17 protein-coding genes are annotated in these 17104 nt (G+C 75.9%); 7 read left to right on the plus strand and 10 right to left on the minus strand.

Annotated features, from left to right (window positions below):
- Positions 1 to 23: 23 nt before the first annotated feature.
- On the minus strand, positions 24 to 2471 hold the full coding sequence (locus QWY28_RS03055; RefSeq protein WP_300950826.1) for a sodium-translocating pyrophosphatase: 2448 nt from the start codon (positions 2469 to 2471) through the stop codon (positions 24 to 26).
- A 236-nt stretch (positions 2472 to 2707) separates the two neighbouring features.
- Positions 2708 to 3046: an anti-sigma factor antagonist gene (locus tag QWY28_RS03060; RefSeq protein ID WP_300950827.1), complete on the minus strand. Its 339-nt coding sequence runs from the start codon at positions 3044 to 3046 to the stop codon at positions 2708 to 2710.
- A 166-nt stretch (positions 3047 to 3212) separates the two neighbouring features.
- Between QWY28_RS03060 and QWY28_RS03065 the strand changes: the two genes are divergently transcribed.
- On the plus strand, positions 3213 to 5537 hold the full coding sequence (locus tag QWY28_RS03065; RefSeq protein WP_300950828.1) for a DEAD/DEAH box helicase: 2325 nt from the start codon (positions 3213 to 3215) through the stop codon (positions 5535 to 5537).
- 8 nt (positions 5538 to 5545) lie between these two features.
- Here QWY28_RS03065 and QWY28_RS03070 read toward each other — a convergent pair whose 3' ends face one another.
- From QWY28_RS03070 to ssd, 7 genes are all read right to left on the minus strand, one after another.
- Positions 5546 to 5926: an Rv3654c family TadE-like protein gene (locus QWY28_RS03070; protein WP_300950829.1), complete on the minus strand. Its 381-nt coding sequence runs from the start codon at positions 5924 to 5926 to the stop codon at positions 5546 to 5548.
- Positions 5923 to 6261 (minus strand): TadE family type IV pilus minor pilin, encoded by a 339-nt coding sequence (locus QWY28_RS03075; protein ID WP_300950830.1) that lies wholly within the window; start codon positions 6259 to 6261, stop codon positions 5923 to 5925. Before QWY28_RS03075 ends, QWY28_RS03070 begins: the two co-directional genes overlap by 4 nt.
- Positions 6262 to 6317: 56 nt before the next feature.
- On the minus strand, positions 6318 to 6527 hold the full coding sequence (locus QWY28_RS03080; RefSeq protein WP_300950831.1) for a DUF4244 domain-containing protein: 210 nt from the start codon (positions 6525 to 6527) through the stop codon (positions 6318 to 6320).
- A gap of 140 nt (positions 6528 to 6667) precedes the next feature.
- A complete protein-coding gene (locus QWY28_RS03085; protein ID WP_300950832.1) occupies positions 6668 to 7387 on the minus strand; it encodes a type II secretion system F family protein in 720 nt (239 codons plus the stop codon).
- Positions 7384 to 8214: a type II secretion system F family protein gene (locus tag QWY28_RS03090; protein ID WP_300950833.1), complete on the minus strand. Its 831-nt coding sequence runs from the start codon at positions 8212 to 8214 to the stop codon at positions 7384 to 7386. The genes QWY28_RS03085 and QWY28_RS03090 overlap by 4 nt, the downstream gene beginning before the upstream one ends.
- Entirely contained in the window at positions 8211 to 9395 is a 1185-nt protein-coding gene (locus tag QWY28_RS03095) for a TadA family conjugal transfer-associated ATPase (RefSeq protein ID WP_300950834.1), read from the minus strand. Before QWY28_RS03095 ends, QWY28_RS03090 begins: the two co-directional genes overlap by 4 nt.
- On the minus strand, positions 9392 to 10450 hold the full coding sequence (gene ssd / locus QWY28_RS03100; protein WP_300950835.1) for a septum site-determining protein Ssd: 1059 nt from the start codon (positions 10448 to 10450) through the stop codon (positions 9392 to 9394). Before ssd ends, QWY28_RS03095 begins: the two co-directional genes overlap by 4 nt.
- Before the next feature lie 124 nt (positions 10451 to 10574).
- Between ssd and QWY28_RS03105 the strand changes: the two genes are divergently transcribed.
- Positions 10575 to 11372, plus strand: a complete 798-nt coding sequence (locus QWY28_RS03105) for an HAD family hydrolase (protein ID WP_300950836.1) — start codon at positions 10575 to 10577, stop codon at positions 11370 to 11372.
- A gap of 285 nt (positions 11373 to 11657) precedes the next feature.
- On the opposite strand, the gene QWY28_RS03110 is transcribed toward QWY28_RS03105, so the two are convergent.
- Positions 11658 to 12377 carry a Fic family protein gene (locus QWY28_RS03110; RefSeq protein ID WP_300950837.1) on the minus strand — a complete coding sequence of 240 codons (720 nt, stop codon included), beginning with the start codon at positions 12375 to 12377 and terminating at the stop codon, positions 11658 to 11660.
- A gap of 35 nt (positions 12378 to 12412) precedes the next feature.
- Here QWY28_RS03110 and QWY28_RS03115 point away from each other — a divergent pair, with 35 nt between their 5' ends.
- The 5 genes from QWY28_RS03115 to QWY28_RS03135 are packed head-to-tail and all read left to right on the plus strand — an operon-like array spanning position 12413 to position 17074.
- Entirely contained in the window at positions 12413 to 13270 is an 858-nt protein-coding gene (locus QWY28_RS03115; protein ID WP_300950838.1) for a class I SAM-dependent methyltransferase, read from the plus strand.
- A gap of 22 nt (positions 13271 to 13292) precedes the next feature.
- Positions 13293 to 14408, plus strand: coding sequence for a sensor histidine kinase (locus tag QWY28_RS03120; RefSeq protein ID WP_300950839.1), 1116 nt, complete (start codon positions 13293 to 13295; stop codon positions 14406 to 14408).
- 10 nt (positions 14409 to 14418) lie between these two features.
- The gene (locus QWY28_RS03125; protein WP_300950840.1) at positions 14419 to 15165 is read left to right on the plus strand and encodes a LytR/AlgR family response regulator transcription factor; all 747 of its coding nucleotides are present in this window, start codon (positions 14419 to 14421) and stop codon (positions 15163 to 15165) included.
- Positions 15162 to 15563, plus strand: a complete 402-nt coding sequence (locus tag QWY28_RS03130; RefSeq protein ID WP_300950841.1) for a DUF485 domain-containing protein — start codon at positions 15162 to 15164, stop codon at positions 15561 to 15563. Before QWY28_RS03125 ends, QWY28_RS03130 begins: the two co-directional genes overlap by 4 nt.
- Entirely contained in the window at positions 15560 to 17074 is a 1515-nt protein-coding gene (locus QWY28_RS03135; RefSeq protein ID WP_300950842.1) for a sodium/solute symporter, read from the plus strand. The genes QWY28_RS03130 and QWY28_RS03135 overlap by 4 nt, the downstream gene beginning before the upstream one ends.
- The last annotated feature ends 30 nt before the right edge of the window (positions 17075 to 17104 follow it).

The raw sequence follows: 17104 nt of genomic DNA on the forward strand, positions 1-17104 counted from the left end.
CCGCGTGGCGCCCGGAGTGCGGCCTAGGGCGTCGGCGACTGGTAGGGCCGCGTCGGGTGCTCGTCGATCCCCGGGCCGCCGACGGGGTCGGTCGTCGGCACGGGACCGGACCCGACGACCGGGTCGGTCGCGCCGACGGGCGGGGCCGGGGGCGCGGGCGGCGGTGTCGGGTTGCCGTCGTCGTCCCCGATCACGACCGAGCGCCGCTTGGACAGCACGACCGACACCACGATGCCGGCGGTGGCGACGAGCGCGATGACGACCGAGAGCGGACGGTTGGCGTCCTCCCCCACGGTGAGCGAGACGACCGCGCCGACGATGAGCAGCGAGACCAGGTTCATCACCTTGAGCAGCGGGTTGATCGCCGGGCCGGCGGTGTCCTTGAACGGGTCGCCGACGGTGTCGCCGATGATCGTCGCCTCGTGGGCCAGCGATCCCTTGCCGCCGTGGTGGCCGTCCTCGACGAGCTTCTTGGCGTTGTCCCACGCCCCGCCGGCGTTCGCGAGGAACACCGCCATCAGCGTGCCCGCGCCGATGGCGCCGGCCAGGAAGCCCGCCAGCGGGCCGACGCCGAGCCCGAACCCGACGGCGATCGGGGCCAGGATCGCCAGGATGCCCGGCGTCGCCAGCTCCCGCAGCGAGTCACGGGTGACGATGTCGACGACCTTGCCGTACTCCGGGCGGCCCGTGCCCTCCATGATCCCTGGGATCTCGCGGAACTGGCGGCGTACCTCGTAGACGACCGCGGCGGCCGCACGGCCGACGGCGTTGATCGCCAGGCCGGAGAAGAGGAAGACCACCGAGACGCCGATGAGCAGGCCGACGAGCACGTCGGGGCTGAAGACGAAGAAGCTCAGCGTGTCGTCGTCCCCGCGCTCGATCTCGATGAGCTTGTCGATCGCGGTCCCGATGTAGGAGCCGAAGAGCGCGCTCGCCGCCAGCACGGCGGTCGCGATCGCGATCCCCTTGGTGATCGCCTTGGTCGTGTTGCCGACCGCGTCGAGCTCGGTGAGGATCTGCGCCCCCTCGGGGCCGACGTCGCCGGACATCTCCGCGATGCCCTGGGCGTTGTCGGAGACCGGGCCGAAGGTGTCCATCGCGACGATGACGCCCACGGTGGTGAGCAGTCCGCAGCCGGCCAGCGCGACCGCGAACAGTGCGATCGACAGCGATCCGCCGCCGAGCAGGAACGCCCCGAAGACGGCGGCGCCGATGACCAGGGTCGTGTAGACGGCCGACTCGAAGCCGACCGAGAGGCCGGAGAGGATGACGGTCGCGGGGCCGGTGAGCGAGGTGCGGCCGACCTCCTGGACCGGCTTGAACTCGGTGCCGGTGAAGTAGCCGGTCAGGGCCAGGATCGCCGCGGCGAGCACGACGCCGATGACCACGGCGAGGGCCGCGATGAGCGCGGGGTTGCCCTCCGCCGCGTCGTAGCCGAAGGCGAGGTCGAGCGGGCTGCCGCCCTGCGGGACGCCGGTCAGCTCGCCGAAGCTGGTGGGCAGGTAGACGAAGGACAGCACGATGCAGGCCAGCGCCGCGACGCCGGCGGAGATGTAGAACGCCCGGTTGATCGTGGTCAGGCCGTTCTCACCGGCACGCGGCTTGCACAGGTAGACGCCGGCCACCGCGGTGAGCGCGCCGATCGCCGGGACCAGCAGCGGGAAGACCAGGCCCTTGTCGCCGAACGCCTGCGACCCGAGGATGAGCGCCGCGACCAGCGTGACGGCGTACGACTCGAAGAGGTCGGCGGCCATGCCGGCGCAGTCGCCCACGTTGTCGCCGACGTTGTCGGCGATGGTCGCGGCGTTGCGCGGGTCGTCCTCGGGGATGTTGTTCTCCACCTTGCCGACGAGGTCCGCGCCGACGTCGGCGGCCTTGGTGAAGATGCCGCCGCCGACGCGCATGAACATCGCGAGCAGCGCGGCGCCGAAGCCGAAGCCCTCCAGGACGTCGGGGGCGTCGTCCTGGAAGAACATCACCACCAGGCTCGCGCCGAGCAGGCCGAGACCGACCGTGGCCATCCCGACGACCGCGCCGGTGCGGAACCCGATGTTCATGGCCGGCTCACGGCCGGTCGTCTCCGCGGCCGCGGCGACGCGCAGGTTGGCGCGGACCGCCAGCGACATGCCGAGGTAGCCGATGGCCGCGGAGAAGCCGGCGCCGACGAGGAAGAAGACCGAGCGGAAGACGCGGACGACCGCGTCGTCGGCCGGGAGGACCAGCAGCAGGAAGAACGCCACGACGGCAAAGACCGCCAACGTGCGGAACTGCCGCTGGAGGTAGGCGTTGGCGCCCTCCTGGACCGCCGTGGCGATCGTCTTCATGTTCGGTGAGCCCTCGCCGGCGGCGAGGACCTCCTGCCGGAACATCACCGCCATCGCGATCGCTCCGAGCGCGATGAGCGCGACCACGATGACGAGGACGAGGTTCCCTCCTTCCACCGCTACGACGGCGGGATGGATCCCGGTCATGCGCTACCTCCTGGGAGTGCGGGGTGCGGTCACGACGGCAGCGACGTCGACGTGATCCAGGTCACGATCGAGCCGGAGTCTACGCACGCCGAGCCGCCGGGAGGCACGACGACGTGACCTGGGTCACACGGCGCGTCGCCGGCCGGGCCCACCGGTCGAGCCCGCCCGTCGAGCCTCCAGACGCACGACGGCCGCGCCCGGTGGGCGCGGCCGTGCGGAGGAGCGGTGCGGCCGGGTCAGCTGCTCGCGAGGGCGGCGTCGGCGGAGTCGTGGATGACGAAGACCTTCGCCAGGCCGGTGATCCGGAAGATCTTCAGCAGGCGGTCCTGCGTGCAGACCAGCTGCAGCGAGCCGTCGTGCGCGCGGACCTTCTTCAGGCCGCCGACGAGGACGCCGAGACCGGTGGAGTCGAGGAACTCCACGGCCTCCATGTCGATGATGAGGTCGTAGACCCCGGCGGCGACGAGCTCGGTGATCTTGTCGCGCAGCTTGGGAGCGGTGTACACGTCGATCTCGCCACCGACGGCAACGATGGTCGTCCCATCGACGTCGCGCGTCGCAAGAGTCAGGTCCACGTGTTCTCCCTGGAGACTGTCCGGTCGTTGGCGACTGTACGTGGTCGGCGCCGTGCCCCGACACTCGGCCCGCACACTCGGCCCGCACTATCAAACCACGCGGACCGGCACGGTGCACAAAGACAGTAAAGAAGGCTCTGTCCCCGGCCCCTGCGACACTGGCGTGGTGACCTCGACCGCTGCGCACCGGCCCTCCGTGGCCGACCTGGTCGACCGGTTGTCCTCGGTCCCGGGACGCGAGGGCCGCCTCACCCACCTCGAGACGCTCCCCCCGCGGGCCGCCGTGACGGCCGACTGGCCGGACTGGGCCGACCCCGGCGTCGTCGCGGGCCTGCGTGCCCGCGGCGTCGAGCGGCCCTGGCGCCACCAGGCCGTCGCCGCGGACGCCGCCCACGCCGGGCAGCACGTCGTCCTCGCCACCGGGACCGCCTCCGGCAAGTCGCTGGCCTACCAGCTGCCCGCCCTGTCCGGCATCCTCGCCGGCCGCGGTCGCCGCGGCCAGCGCGGCGCGAGCGTCCTCTACCTCGCGCCGACCAAGGCCCTGGCGCAGGACCAGCTCGCCGGCATCCGCGAGCTCGGGCTCGACGTCCGGGCGACGACCCACGACGGCGACAGCGGCCGCGACCAGCGCGACTGGGCGCGCGACCACGCGGAGTACGTCCTCACCAACCCCGACATGCTCCACCGCTCGCTGCTCCCCGGGCACCAGCGCTGGTCGCAGTTCCTCGGCTCGCTGCAGTACGTCGTCGTCGACGAGTGCCACCACTACCGCGGGGTCTTCGGCGCGCACGTCTCCCATGTGCTGCGGCGGCTGCGGCGGGTGTGCGCGTCGTACGGCGCCTCGCCGACGTTCGTGCTCGCCTCCGCCACCGTCGCCGACCCCGAGGTCGCGGCCGCCCGGCTCACCGGGCTCGACGTCCTCGCGGTGACCGGCGACGCCTCGCCGCGGGGGCAGGTGTCGCTGGCGATGTGGGAGCCGCCGTTCACCTCCTACACCGGCGAGAACGGCGCACCCGTCCGCCGGGCGGCCTCCTCGGAGACCGCCGACCTGCTCGCCGACCTCGTGGCCGAGGACGTCCGCACGCTGGCCTTCATCCGCTCCCGCCGGGGCGCCGAGCAGGTCGCGATGACCGCGGCCGGGCTGCTCGCCGAGGTCGACCCCTCGCTGCCGGGCCGGGTCGCGTCGTACCGCGGCGGCTACCTCCCCGAGGAGCGACGCGCGCTCGAGCAGGCGCTGCGGCGCGGCGAGATCACCGGCATGGCGGCCACCAACGCCCTCGAGCTGGGGATCGACGTCAGCGGCCTCGACGCCGTGCTCATGGCGGGCTTCCCCGGCACCCGCGCGGCGCTGTGGCAGCAGGTCGGCCGGGCCGGTCGCGGCGCGCAGGACGCCCTCGGCGTGCTGGTCGCCCGCGACGACCCGCTGGACACCTACCTCGTGCACCACCCCGAGACCCTCCTCGGGCGGCCGGTCGAGGCGACCGTGTTCGACCCCGGCAACCCCTACGTCCTGGGGCCGCACCTGTGCGCCGCCGCGCAGGAGATCCCGCTCGCGGCCGACGAGCTGGAGCTCTTCGGCCCGACCGCCCCCGCCGTGGTGGACCAGCTGACCGCGGCCGGGCTGCTGCGCAAGCGGCCCCGCGGCTGGTTCTGGACCGACCGCCGGCGCGCCGCCGACCTGGCCGACATCCGCTCGGCCGGTGGGCGACCGGTGCAGCTCGTCGAGGGCGGGACCGGCCGGGTCGTCGGCACGGTCGACGCCTCGAGCGCCCACGGCACGGCCCACGCCGGCGCGGTCTACGTCCACCGCGGCGAGACCTACCTCGTCTCCGAGCTCGACCTCGACGACCACGTGGCGGTCGTCGACCGGGCCGAGGTCGACTACTCCACCTCGGCGCGCGGGGTCACCGACATCACCATCGTGGCCGAGCGCGACGCCCGCCGCTGGGGCGACTGCCGGCTCGCCTTCGGCGACGTCGACGTCTCCTCCCAGGTCGTCTCCTACCTCAAGCGACGCCAGCCCAGCGGCGAGGTGGTCAGCGAGGAGCCGCTCGACCTGCCCGCCCGCTCCCTGCGCACCACGGCCGTGTGGTGGACCGTTCCCGAGCACGCCCTCGCCGAGGCCGGCCTCGACAAGCGCGACCTCCCCGGCGCCGCCCACGCCGCCGAGCACTGCTCGATCGGCCTGCTGCCGCTCTTCGCCACCTGCGACCGCTGGGACATCGGCGGCGTCTCGACCGCGCTGCACGCCGATACCGGCATGCTCACCGTCTTCGTCCACGACGGCCACCCCGGCGGTGCCGGCTTCGCCGAGCGCGGGTTCGCCGCCGCACGCGAGTGGCTCGGCGCCACCCGCGACGCCATCCGCTCCTGCGCCTGCGACGAGGGCTGCCCCTCCTGCATCCAGTCGCCGAAGTGCGGCAACCAGAACAACCCGCTCGACAAGCACGGCGCCGCCGCGCTCCTCGACGTGCTGCTCGGCGAGGGCTGAGCGGGCGGTCAGGAAGGGCCGGCCCGGGCCTCGGCGGCGAGGTCGGCGACCTGGCCCATCCACCGTGGGCCGGGGGCCTGGGCGCGGACCCGGACGTCGCGACCCTCGACGGTGCAGGCGAGGAGCGCGGCGCCGTTCCGGTCGGCAACCGTCGCGGCGGCCGCGCAGGGGTCGCCCGGGCCGCCGATCGTGGCGGCGCCGGCCAGGGCGGCCAGGTCGGCCGCGGCCTGGGCGGTGCGGTGCGCGCGGACCATGGCGGCGACGACGCCGAGGGCGGACCCCACCAGCAGGAGGAGCGCCAGGCACCCGATCGCGAACAGGGTGACCGAGCCGCGCTCGTCCCCGGCACGCGACGGCCGGTCCACGGACCGGTGCACGGATCGGCTCACGGGACGGCCGCCTCGTCGAGCGCGTGGGCCGTGGCGCGCACGGTGACTGCCGGCATGACGTCGAACAGCCCGCCGGGCCCGTCCACCTCGCCGGTCGCCTCCGCGACCACCTCCCCGCCGGACCGCCGGAGGACGACCCGGCTGCCGGCCGGGGCGACCCGTTCGCCGCGGGCCACCGCCGAGGCGTCGTCGTCCCCCCGGGCGGCCGCCCGTGCGGTCTCCCGGGCGGCGTCGACGACCCGGACCTGGGCCGCGCCGACCGCGAGCAGCCAGACCAGGCCCGCGGTCACCGCGACGAGCGCCGGCAGCACGAGCGCGAGCTCAGCGGTCGCCATGCCGCGCTCGTCGGGTCGGCGGAGCAGGTTCGTGGGCCCGCGGTCGGCGCGGCGGGTCATCCGATGCCCAGCAGGCCGAGGACGTGGTCGAACAGGGTGGTCAGCAGCTCGTTGCCGAAGCCGCCGCTGAGCATCTTGTAGAGCAGCCCTGCGAGGCCGGCGCCCGCGGCGGTGCCGACGGCGTACTCCGCGGTCGTGATGCCGTCCTCCCTGCGGGTCCTGCGGGACGGTCGTGACGGGCGCGTGCGGATGGGCGGGAGGGACATGTCGTGCTCCTTCGAGGACGGGGCCACGGGCGTGGCCGGGTGCGACGAGCGTGCTCGCCGGGACGGTCCGCTCCGGGGCGGTCGGGGCCGCCCTGTGGAGCGGGGCGCGGGAGCATCGGCTGTGGACGCGAGCGGGCCGGTCACCCGGTCAGCTCGCCGAGCAGGCCGGCCACGAGCGGGACGATGCCGACCAGGAGGAAGGCCGGCAGCAGGCAGAGACCGAGCGGCACGGCGGCGCGGACGCCGACCGTCCGTGCGCGGTCCTCGACGTCTCCGCGGGCCCGTGCGGCGAGCTCGGCGGCCAGCCGCTCGACCGTGGCCACCACCGGCGCACCGGTGGTGTGCGCCCGCGCGAGGGCGCGGCCGAGCGGCGCGAGCTCGGCGTCCTGGCCCAGCCCCGCCCAGACCGCCGTGGGGTCGACGCCCAGCGCGAGGCGCGCGGCGGCGGGCGCGAGCCGGTCGGCGGCCGGCCCCGGCAGCGCCCGGCACACGAGCTCCACCGCCTCACCGGGAGCCGACCCGGCACGCAGGGCCGTCGCGAGCAGCGTCACCACGTGCGGCAGCTCCCGGCGGACCGCCTCCCTGCGCCGCCGGACCTGCGGCGGCTCGGCCCGGCCCAGCACGACCCAGGCGCCGACCGCGGCGGACAGGCCCGCGACAGGAGCGGCCGGCCCGCCGAGGAAGAGGTACGCCGCCGCCCCGCTCAGCAGCGCGAGGACCGGCCGGTGCCGCCGCATCCACCCCGCCTCGTCGACCTCGGCCGGCGCGGGCGGGCCGACGGCGGGCAGCCGCTCGCGGGCCGGCGGCAGCAGTGCGGCGGCGAGGCCGGCCGCGACGACCGCCAGCACCACGGTGGTCACGTCGCACCGTCCACGTCGCGGGCGATCGCCTCGATCCACGCGAGCCCGGCCCACCCGAGCGCGAGCCCGGCGGCGAGGCAGGCCAGACCCACGGGGTGCCCGAGCAGGAAGCCCCACGGGTCGCCGCCGGCTCCGGAGCCCATGAGCAGCGCGAGGGCCGGGAGGCACCCGACCAGCCGGGCAGTCGCGCGGGCGGAGGCCAGCTCGCCGCGGACGACGCGCCGGGTGGCCCCGGCTGCCCGCAGGTCGGCGGCGACGCGGTCGACAGCGTCGGCCAGGCCCTGGCCGGTGCGCGAGGCGACCTGCCAGGCGGCGGCCACGAGGCGGAGGTCGCCCGCGCCCGGACGGGCGGCGGCCTGCCGCAGCGCGGACGGCACGTCGGCGCCCATCCGGTGCGCGGCCGCCACCGGGCGCAGCGGCGGCCAGGACGCGGCGGCCCGTTCCAGCGCCGCGCCCGGCGGCTGGCCGGACGCGAGCTCGGCGGCGAGGTGGTCGCACGCCTCGAGGACGTGGTCGCCGGCGGTCAGCGCTTCTCGCTGGAGGCGCCGGCTGCGCAGGAGCGACCGCGCGCCGACGGCCGCGAGCGAGGCGACCACGGCCAGCGCGGTCGCTGTGGCACCTGCGCCGAGCAGGAGCAGGCCGCACGCGAGTGGGACGGTCAGGCCCAGCGGCAGCCGTCCCGCCCGGCGGTCCGCCCCGGGCCCGGCCGCCGCCATGCGGGGCGTCGCGGGGAGGAGGAGCAGCACGACGACCCCGGCGGCGACGGACGCCGCGAGCGAGGCGGCGACCGCGCCCTCCGCCGGACCGACGGCGCTCACGACGCTCACGCCGCGCTCCGCCGGGCGAGCAGCTCCTCGAGCCGGTCGGCGCCCGGCCCCGCGCGGACCGTCCCGTCGGCGGCCACCTCGACAGCCGGCACGACCCGGACGGTGCCGTCGGGGCAGCGCTCGGTCACCGCCACCTGCGCCAACCGCCGACCGCCGGCGCGGGGTCGGACGAGGTGGAGCACGACGTCGAGGGCGGAGGCGAGCTGGCTGTGCGCGGCGGCCCGGTCGAGGCCGCCGGCCAGGGCGAGGGCCTCCACGCGGGCGGCCACGTCCGCCGCCGAGTTGGCATGGAGGGTGCCGCAGCCGCCGTCGTGCCCGGTGTTGAGGGCCGCGAGCAGCTCGACGACCTCCCCGCCGCGGACCTCGCCGACGACGATCCGGTCCGGGCGCATCCGCAGGGCCTGGCGCACCAGCGTCCGCAGGCCCACCTCGCCGGCGCCCTCGACGTTGGCGGGCCGCGCCTCGAGCCCCACGACGTGCGGGTGGTCGGGCCGCAGCTCGGAGGAGTCCTCGACGACCACCAGGCGCTCCCCCGGGTCGACCTGGGCGAGCAGGGCCGCGAGCAGGGTGGTCTTGCCGGTGCCCGTGCCGCCGGTGACGAGGAACGCCAGCCGCGCGTCGACCACGGCGCGGACCAGCCGCGCGGTCTCGGGCGTCAGCATCCCGGCCGCCACCAGCGCGGCGAGGGTGAAGGTCCGCGCGTGCGGCACGCGCAGGGAGATGGTCGTCCCCGGCCGGGCCAGCGGCGCGAGGACCGCGTGGAGGCGGGACCCGTCGCCGAGCCGCAGGTCGACGTGGGGCACGGCGTCGTCGAGCCGGCGCCCGCCCAGACCGGCGAGGCGTTGCGCCAGGCGACGTACCGCCGCGTCGTCGGGGAACCGGACCTCGGTGCGCTCCAGGCCCTCGCCGCGGTCGACGTAGACCGCGTCCGGGCCGTTGACGAGCACGTCGGTGACGCCGGGAAGGCGAAGCAGCGGCTCGAGCGGCCCGGCGCCGAGGACGTCGCGTCGCAGCGCGTCGTGGACCGCGAGGACCGCCGCGTCGCCGACCGGCCGCCCGGCGTCGCGCAGGGCCTCGGCGACCCGGTGCGGGGTGAGGTCACCGGGCGTGCGCGCCAGCCGTTCGCGGACCGCCTCGACGACCTCGGGCGTCACCGAGCCGTCCCGGCCGGCCGGGTTCACGCGGCCACCCCGAGGACCGCGATGCGCGTCAGGACCGCCTCCGCCGACCGGCCGAGGTGGCAGCGGGGCGAGCGGACCGGCCCCAGACCGAGGTCGATCGACTCGTGCAGCCCGCGCTGGTCGGCGACGGTCGCGACGACGGGGACGCCGCACACCCCGGCCACCTCGGCGGGTGGCACCCCGCGACCGCGGATCACCAGGCGCACCCGGTCCGGGTCGGGCAGCCGGGCGCAGAGCCGCGCGGCCGAGGAGACGCCGGCGACGGTGGGCCGCACGACCACGACCACCTGGTCGCACCGGGCGAGCACCTCGTCGGTGGCCGACCCCGGTGGGCCGTGGACCGAGCGTGGCAGGTCCACGACGACGGTGTCGTGGCCCCGGCGGGCCGCGGACAGCACCTCCCGGACCGCGCCGGGCTGCAGCGGCTCGCTCGCGCCGGCGTACCACCCCAGCACGCCGAGGCCGCCGCGCCGCGGCAGCGCCTCGCGCAGGGCGCGTCCGCCGAGCCGCCCGGTGGTGCGGCACAGCGCGTCCCAGCGGAACCCCTCGCAGCCGTCGAGGCCGAGCACCCGGTCGACCCCGGGTCCGAGCGGGTCGGCGTCGACGACGAGCGCCCGCCCGGTGAGGGCGGCGACCTGGCCGAGCGCGCAGGCGAAGGTGGTCGCGCCCGCGCCGCCGGAGCCGCCGAGAACGCCGAGCACGACGCCCGGCGCGGGACCGCCCTCACCGACGTCGGAGAGCACCTCGGTCACGCGCGCCTCGGCCTGCGGCAGCGCCAGGACCGACTCCGCGCCCACCCCGACCGCGTCCCGGTAGCTCGACTCCCCCGGCGGCCCCCACGTCACGACGTGCACCCCGGCTCGCCGGGCCGGGCCGAGGTGGGCGAGCTCGCCGGCGAGGTCCGCGCCGACGAGCACGAGCGGTGGGCCGGTCCAGCGGCGCAGCGCGGCGACGGCGTCGGGCGCCGCCTCGACGTCGACGCCGGCGGCCGCGGCGAGCCGGCGCAGGTCGTCGAGGAGGGCGGGGTCGGCGGTGGCGAGGAGGGGTGTGTGCATGGCGGGAACCGTTCCCGGTGGCGCCGACGGCGCCCGCGCGGCGTACGTCGGGCTGTGGACAACCGCACTCGACGGGTTCCTGTGGACGCGTCCGGGCCCATGCCCCGCGCCCTACGATGGCGACATGTCCCGCCCGACCGCGGCCTTCTTCGACCTCGACAAGACCATCATCGCCAAGTCGAGCACGCTGGCCTTCAGCAAGCCTTTCCAGGCCGGGGGGCTGATCTCGCGGCGGGCGGTGCTGCGCTCGGCGTACGCCCAGTTCGTCTACCTCGTCGGCGGCGCCGACCACGACCAGATGGAGAAGCTGCGCCAGTTCCTCTCCCAGCTGGTCGGCGGCTGGGACGTCGCCACCGTCCGCGAGATCGTCGCCGACACCCTCCACCACGTCGTCGACCCGCTCGTCTACGACGAGGCCGTCTCGCTCATCGAGGAGCACCGGCTCGCCGGGCGCGACGTCGTCATCGTCTCCACCTCCGGCAGCGAGGTGGTCGAGCCGATCGGCGCGATGCTCGGCGCCGACCACGTCGTGGCGACCAGGCTGGAGATCGTCGACGGGCGCTACACCGGCGAGATCGAGTACTACGCCTACGCCGAGGAGAAGGCCAACGCCGTCCGGCAGCTCGCCGAGGAGCGCGGCTACGACCTCGAGCAGTGCTACGCCTACAGCGACTCCATCACCGACGTGCCGATGCTCGAGGCCGTCGGCCACCCGTACGCCGTCAACCCCGACCGCGACCTGCGCAAGGTCGCGACGGGCAAGGGCTGGCCGGTCCTGGTCTTCGTCAAGCCGGTCGCGCTGCGCAGCCGCGTGCCGTTCCCGCCGGCCGGACCGACGCTGGCCGCGCTCGCGGTCGGGGGCATCGCCGCGGTGGGTGGCGTGCTGTGGGCCAACGCCCGGCGCCGGCGCGTCGGGGCCTGAGCGGCGCGACACGCCCGCCCACTCCGCGAGCCCGATGTCAAGGGTTGATCAGGCTGCCGGACCGGCGTAGAACGGGAGCCAGAACTCCACAGACGTACACGGGGACCGAGGTACCCACGCGGCGATCCACCCTTTTTCAGGGCGCCTGCACTCGGAAGACTTCCGCGGCAGCAACGATGATGCACGCTTGGTAGCCATGATCCACGTGTCAGCGGTGGCACTCGAGTCTCGTCCTGATTCGGGTGCCACCTGCATGTCCGGGCTCGGGTCCCGGCGGGGGACGATTCAGTCGCGCAGCGGGCTGGCGTCGGCGCCGGCGGCGTACGCCTCCGGGGCGTAGAGCAGCCAGGAGTGGACGCCGTTGCGGGTCCCGCCGGCGTACCCCCGCAGGTTCGACTCGTACGCCGCCCGGTTGGCGAGGTGGCCGGCCTCCGGCACGACGAGCGACTTCTCGTCGACCCCGCGGGCGACCAGCACGAGGCGCTCGACCGCGCGGGCGACGATCCCGTTGTGGGACGGGAAGGCCGCGACGGAGACGAGGTCGGCGTGCACGACCGCGGCGACCAGCAGGGCGGGCGCGGAGGTGGTGCTGGTCAGCAGCGCGGCGATGTCGCGCAGCCGGGCCGCGGACTCAGCACCCCGGGGGCGGCCGAGCTCGTCGTCGGCGAGCGTGCCGCGGGCGGCCAGGGCGTGGAGCCGGGCGAGGGCCTGCAGCGGCGACCGGGACAGCAGCGGGGCGAGGCCGAGCAGCTCGGTCGAGACGCGGACGGCGTCCTGGGCGATCGCGTCGCCGGTGCCCGCACGGACGTCCTCGAGCGAGGAGGCCGACCCCTCCAGCACGGCGCTGGCGTGCGCGCCGCGGAGCAGCGAGTCGCCGGTCGTCTCCGGGGAGGTCCGACGCAGCCCTCGGTCGCGGAGCATGGCGTCGATGCCGTCGCGCGTCGCGGCGTAGGCGGACGGCACTCCCTCGAGGGACACCAGCCAGGCGAGCGGATCGGCGGTCACGGCGAGAAGGGTACGCAGCCGGTAACCTCGGCCCGATGGCAGACCAGTCCCCCGCGACCAGCGCGGCCACCGGTCCCGCGCGCTCCTTCGGCGGCGTCGCGGACGCCTACGACCGCGGCCGGCCGTCGTACCCCCGAGCGGCAGCGGAGTGGCTCGCCGGCACCGAGGCCTGCACCGTGCTCGAGGTGGGCGCCGGCACCGGCAAGCTCACCGAGGTCCTCGTCGACCTCGGCCACGACGTGCACGCCACCGAGCCGGACCCGGCCCTGCTGGAGGTGCTCAAGCGCCACCTGCCCGACGTCCCGGTGAGCGGGGCGGCGGCCGAGGACCTCCCGCTGCCCGACGCCTCGGTCGACGTGGTGGTGGCCGCGCAGTCCTTCCACTGGTTCGACCACGAGCGGGCGCTGCCGGAGATCGCGCGCGTGCTGCGCCCCGGTGGCCGGCTGGCGCTGGTCTGGAACGTCACCGACCTCCGGATCCCGTGGGTCCGCCGGCTCGGCGCGCTCATCGGGACCCAGGAGCACCAGGACGACCCGGCCGGGCCGGTGGTGGTCTCCGGTCACTTCGGCTTCGTCGAGGACGCCTCGTTCAAGCACTGGCAGGTCGTCGACCGTGCGTCGATCCAGGACCTGGCGCTCTCCCGCTCGAACGTCGCGACGCTGGACGCCGACGCCCGCGAGGCCAAGCTGGCCGAGGTGGTGGCGTTCTACGACGAGTACGGCCGCGGGATGGACGGCATGCAGCTGCCCTACCTGGCCCGGTGCTTCCGTGCGACCGTCGTCCGCGAGGACGCCGGCGTGGCCCTCGAGGAGCCGGAGGGACCGCGGGACCCGATGACCGACACCATCTCCGACGGCACCGACACCGACATGCTCCTGATCGACTTCCGCTGAGCGGGCGGGCGGGGGCGAGAGCGTGGTCCGGGCCTGGCGGCGCACCCACCTCGGCAGCGAGGCCGACCGGGCGACGTTCCGCGCCCTGCACTCGGCCAGCCTCGCCAGCCCCGCCCTGCGCGAGGGGCTGACGGCCGGCTCGGCAGAGCGCAGCATCCGGCACCTGCGGGCGCTGCTCGGCACGCCCGCGCTCGCGCTGACCGACACCGCCGGGCTGCTGGCCTGGGACGGGACCGGCCAGCACCACGAGGCGCGGGTGCCCGTGCTCGTCACGGCCACCGTCGAGCGTGGCGGCACCCGCAGCTTCGACCGCGCCGACCTGCCGTGCGAGGAGCCCGGCTGCCCGGTGCGCACCGCGGTGGTCTCGCCGCTGGTCGTCGAGGAGCGGGTGGTCGGCACCCTGCAGGCGTTCGCGCCGTACCCCACCGCCGGCCTCGCCCGCGCGACCGACGAGGTCGCGCAGTGGGTCTCCGGCCAGCTCGAGCTGGCCGAGCTCGACGCGTCGCGCCGCCGGCTGATGGAGGCCGAGGTCCGCGCGCTGCGGGCGCAGATCAGCCCGCACTTCATCTACAACTCCCTCGGCGCGATCGCCAGCTTCGTGCGCACCGACCCCGACCGGGCCCGCGAGCTGCTGCTGGAGTTCGCGGACTTCACCCGCTACTCCTTCCGCCGGCACGGCGACTTCACGACGCTCGCCGAGGAGCTGCGGTCCGTCGAGCGCTACCTCCTGCTCGAGCAGGCGCGGTTCGGCGAGCGGCTGCAGGTCACCCTCGGCATCGCCCCCGAGGTGCTCCCCGTCGCCGTACCCTTCCTCTGCGTCCAGCCGCTCGTCGAGAACGCCGTGCGGCACGGCCTGGAGTCGGCCGAGGGCGTCGGGCACATCCGGATCACCGCGCACGACCGAGGCCAGGAGTGCGTGATCGAGGTGGAGGACGACGGCGTGGGCGAGGACCCGGAGCGAGTACGCCGCGCGCTCGCCGGCGACGCCTCCCTCGACTCCGTCGGGCTCGGCAACGTCGACGCGCGCCTGCGCAACGCGTTCGGCGACGACTTCGGGCTGGTCGTCGAGACCGCGCCCGGAGCCGGCACGAAGGTCGTCGTCCGCGTGCCGAAGTTCGCGCCCGGGGTGCACCCGTGAGGGCCGACCGGTGAGGGCGCTCGTCGTCGACGACGAGCGGCCGGCGCTCGACGAGCTGCGCTTCCTGCTCGGCCAGGACGCCCGGATCCGCGAGGTGCTCGCCAGCGACTCCGCCACCGAGGGCCTGCGGATCCTGCAGGAGGCCGACGTGGACGTGGTCTTCCTCGACGTGCAGATGCCCGGGCTGACCGGCCTGGAGCTCGCGCAGGTGCTGAGCCGGTTCCGCACGCCGCCGGCGATCGTGTTCGTCACCGCCCACGACGAGCACGCGGTCGAGGCGTTCGAGGTGCGGGCCGTCGACTACGTCCTCAAGCCGGTGCGGGCCGACCGCCTGGCCGAGGCGGTACGCCGCGTGGTGGAGGCGACGGGCGGTCGCCAGGCCGGCGCGGAGCCCTCCCCGGTGCGCGACGACGTCCAGGTGCCCGTCGAGCGGGGCGGGGTGACCCGCTTCGTCGACCGGTCCGCGATCACCCACGTCGAGGCGCAGGGCGACTACGCCCGGCTGCACGTCGGCGAGGGCCCCGCGACCGGGTCCTACCTCGTGCGGACCGCCCTCTCCCAGCTGGAGGAGGAGTGGGGCCCGGCCGGCTTCGTGCGCATCCACCGCTCCCTGCTGGTCTCGCTCGCGCACGTCGCCGAGCTGCGGATGGACGCCGGGCGCTGCTCGGTCGTCGTCGCTGGCGGCACCGAGCTGGGGGTCAGCCGGCGGCACACCCGCGAGCTGCGGGACCTGCTGCTGCGCCGGTCGGGGGCATGAGCGGGCAGCCGCCCGAGCGGGCGCGGGTCGAGCGGGTCCGGGTCGAGCGGGTCCGGGTGACCGGGCCGGCCCGGCGACGTACCCCCGGGGCGCGCACGCGCGACATCGAGGCCGAGACCCGTCTCGGCGAGGTCTACATGGGCTCCCTGCTGCGCGAGCAGCTGTGGCTCGCGGTGCGGGTGCTGGTCGTGCTCGCGGTGGTGGTCGGCTCGCTGCCGCTGGCCTTCCACGTCTGGCCGGGCCTGACCGGCGTGCGGCTGCTCGGGGCGCCGCTGCCGTGGGTCCTGCTCGGCGTCGCGGTCTACCCGTTCCTCGTGCTGCTGGGCTGGCACTACGTGCGGCGCGCCGAGCGCAACGAGGCCGACTTCCTCGAGCTGATGAGCGAGGTCCGGGAGTGACGAGCGCCCCCGGCATCGTCGCGGTGGTGCTGGTCGCCGTCGCGACCCTCGCGATCGGCACGTGGGGGCTGCGGGTCTCCCGCACGACCAGCGACTTCCTCGTCGCCTCGCGCTCGGTCGGGCCGCGGCTCAACGCGAGCGCGATCGGCGGGGAGTACCTCTCGGCCGCCTCGTTCCTCGGCGTCGCCGGGCTCGTGCTGACCTTCGGCTCCGACATGCTGTGGTACCCGATCGGCTGGACCGCCGGCTACCTCGTCCTGCTCGCGCTCGTCGCCGCGCCGCTGCGCCGCTCGGGCGCCTACACGCTGCCCGACTTCGCCGAGGCGCGCTTCGGGTCGCGGCGCGTCCGCGCGGTCTGCTCGGTGCTGGTGGTCGCGATCGGGCTGCTCTACCTCTACCCGCAGTTCCAGGGCGCCGGGCTCACCCTCCGCTCCGCGGTGGGGGCGCCGACCTGGGTGGGTCCGGTGGTCGTGGGGGCGGTCGTGCTCGCGAACGTCAGCTCCGGCGGCATGCGCAGCATCACCTTCGTCCAGGCCTTCCAGTACTGGCTGAAGCTCTGGGCGCTCCTCCTCCCCGCCGCGGTCCTGGTCGCGGTCTGGTACGCCGACGGGCGGCCCGGCGCGGCGGCCCCGATGCCCGCGGAGGAGTGGTCGGCACCCCTGGCCCCCGGCGGCGGACCGGGCCTCTACGTGACGTACTCCCTCGTCGTCGCGACCTTCCTCGGCACCATGGGCCTCCCCCACGTGGTCGTGCGCTTCTACACCAACCCCGACGGCCGCGCCGCCCGCCGGACGACCCTCGTCGTGCTCGCCCTGCTCGGGCTCTTCTACCTGCTGCCGCCGGTCTACGGCGCGCTGGGCCGGGCGTACGCCGCCGAGCTGGCCGCCTCCGGGCGCTCCGACGTGCTGGTGCTCGAGCTGCCGCGGCTGATGGTCCCCGGGCTGCTCGGCGAGGCGCTGACCGGCCTGGTGACGGCCGGCGCGTTCGCGGCGTTCCTCTCCACCTCCTCGGGGCTGTCCATCGCGGTCGCGGGCGTGCTCTCGCAGGACGTCACGGGTCGGGCGTGGCGCGGGCGGCGGCTCGCCGGGGTGACGGCCTTCCGGGTCGGCGCGGTCGTCGCGGTGGTCGTCCCGCTGCTCATGGCGCTCGCCGCGCCGCACGTCGGGGTGGCCCGGGCGGTCGGGCTCGCCTTCGCGGTCGCCGCGTCGACGTTCTGCCCGCTCCTGCTGCTCGGCATCTGGTGGCGCGGGCTCACCGACGCCGGCGCGATCGCGGGTCTCGCCGCGGGCGGCCTCGGCTCGGGCGCCGCGGTCGCGATGACCCTCTCCGCCGCCGCACCTGCCGGCTGGCCGACGGCGCTGCTCGAGCAGCCGGCCGCGTGGTCGGTGCCGCTCGCGTTCGCCACGATGGTCGGCGTGTCCCTGGCCACCCGCTCGCGGGTCCCCGCGCACACCGGCCGGTTCATGGTCCGGTTGCACACGCCCGAGGCGCTCGACCTCGACCGGGGGTGATCCGGCGGCCCCGAGGGTCCCGGCTGCGGC

It is taken from the genome of Nocardioides oceani (assembly GCF_030412965.1).
In the GTDB taxonomy this organism is placed as follows: domain Bacteria; phylum Actinomycetota; class Actinomycetes; order Propionibacteriales; family Nocardioidaceae; genus Nocardioides; species Nocardioides oceani.

Coding starts and splice junctions, on each gene's coding strand:
- QWY28_RS03055 (WP_300950826.1), bottom strand. CDS start 2,471: ATGACCGGGATCCATCCCGCCGTCGTAGCGGTGGAAGGAGGGAACCTC.
- QWY28_RS03075 (WP_300950830.1), bottom strand. CDS start 6,261: ATGGCGACCGCTGAGCTCGCGCTCGTGCTGCCGGCGCTCGTCGCGGTG.
- QWY28_RS03080 (WP_300950831.1), bottom strand. CDS start 6,527: ATGTCCCTCCCGCCCATCCGCACGCGCCCGTCACGACCGTCCCGCAGG.
- ssd (WP_300950835.1), bottom strand. CDS start 10,450: ATGCACACACCCCTCCTCGCCACCGCCGACCCCGCCCTCCTCGACGAC.
- QWY28_RS03105 (WP_300950836.1), top strand. CDS start 10,575: ATGTCCCGCCCGACCGCGGCCTTCTTCGACCTCGACAAGACCATCATC.
- QWY28_RS03115 (WP_300950838.1), top strand. CDS start 12,413: ATGGCAGACCAGTCCCCCGCGACCAGCGCGGCCACCGGTCCCGCGCGC.
- QWY28_RS03130 (WP_300950841.1), top strand. CDS start 15,162: ATGAGCGGGCAGCCGCCCGAGCGGGCGCGGGTCGAGCGGGTCCGGGTC.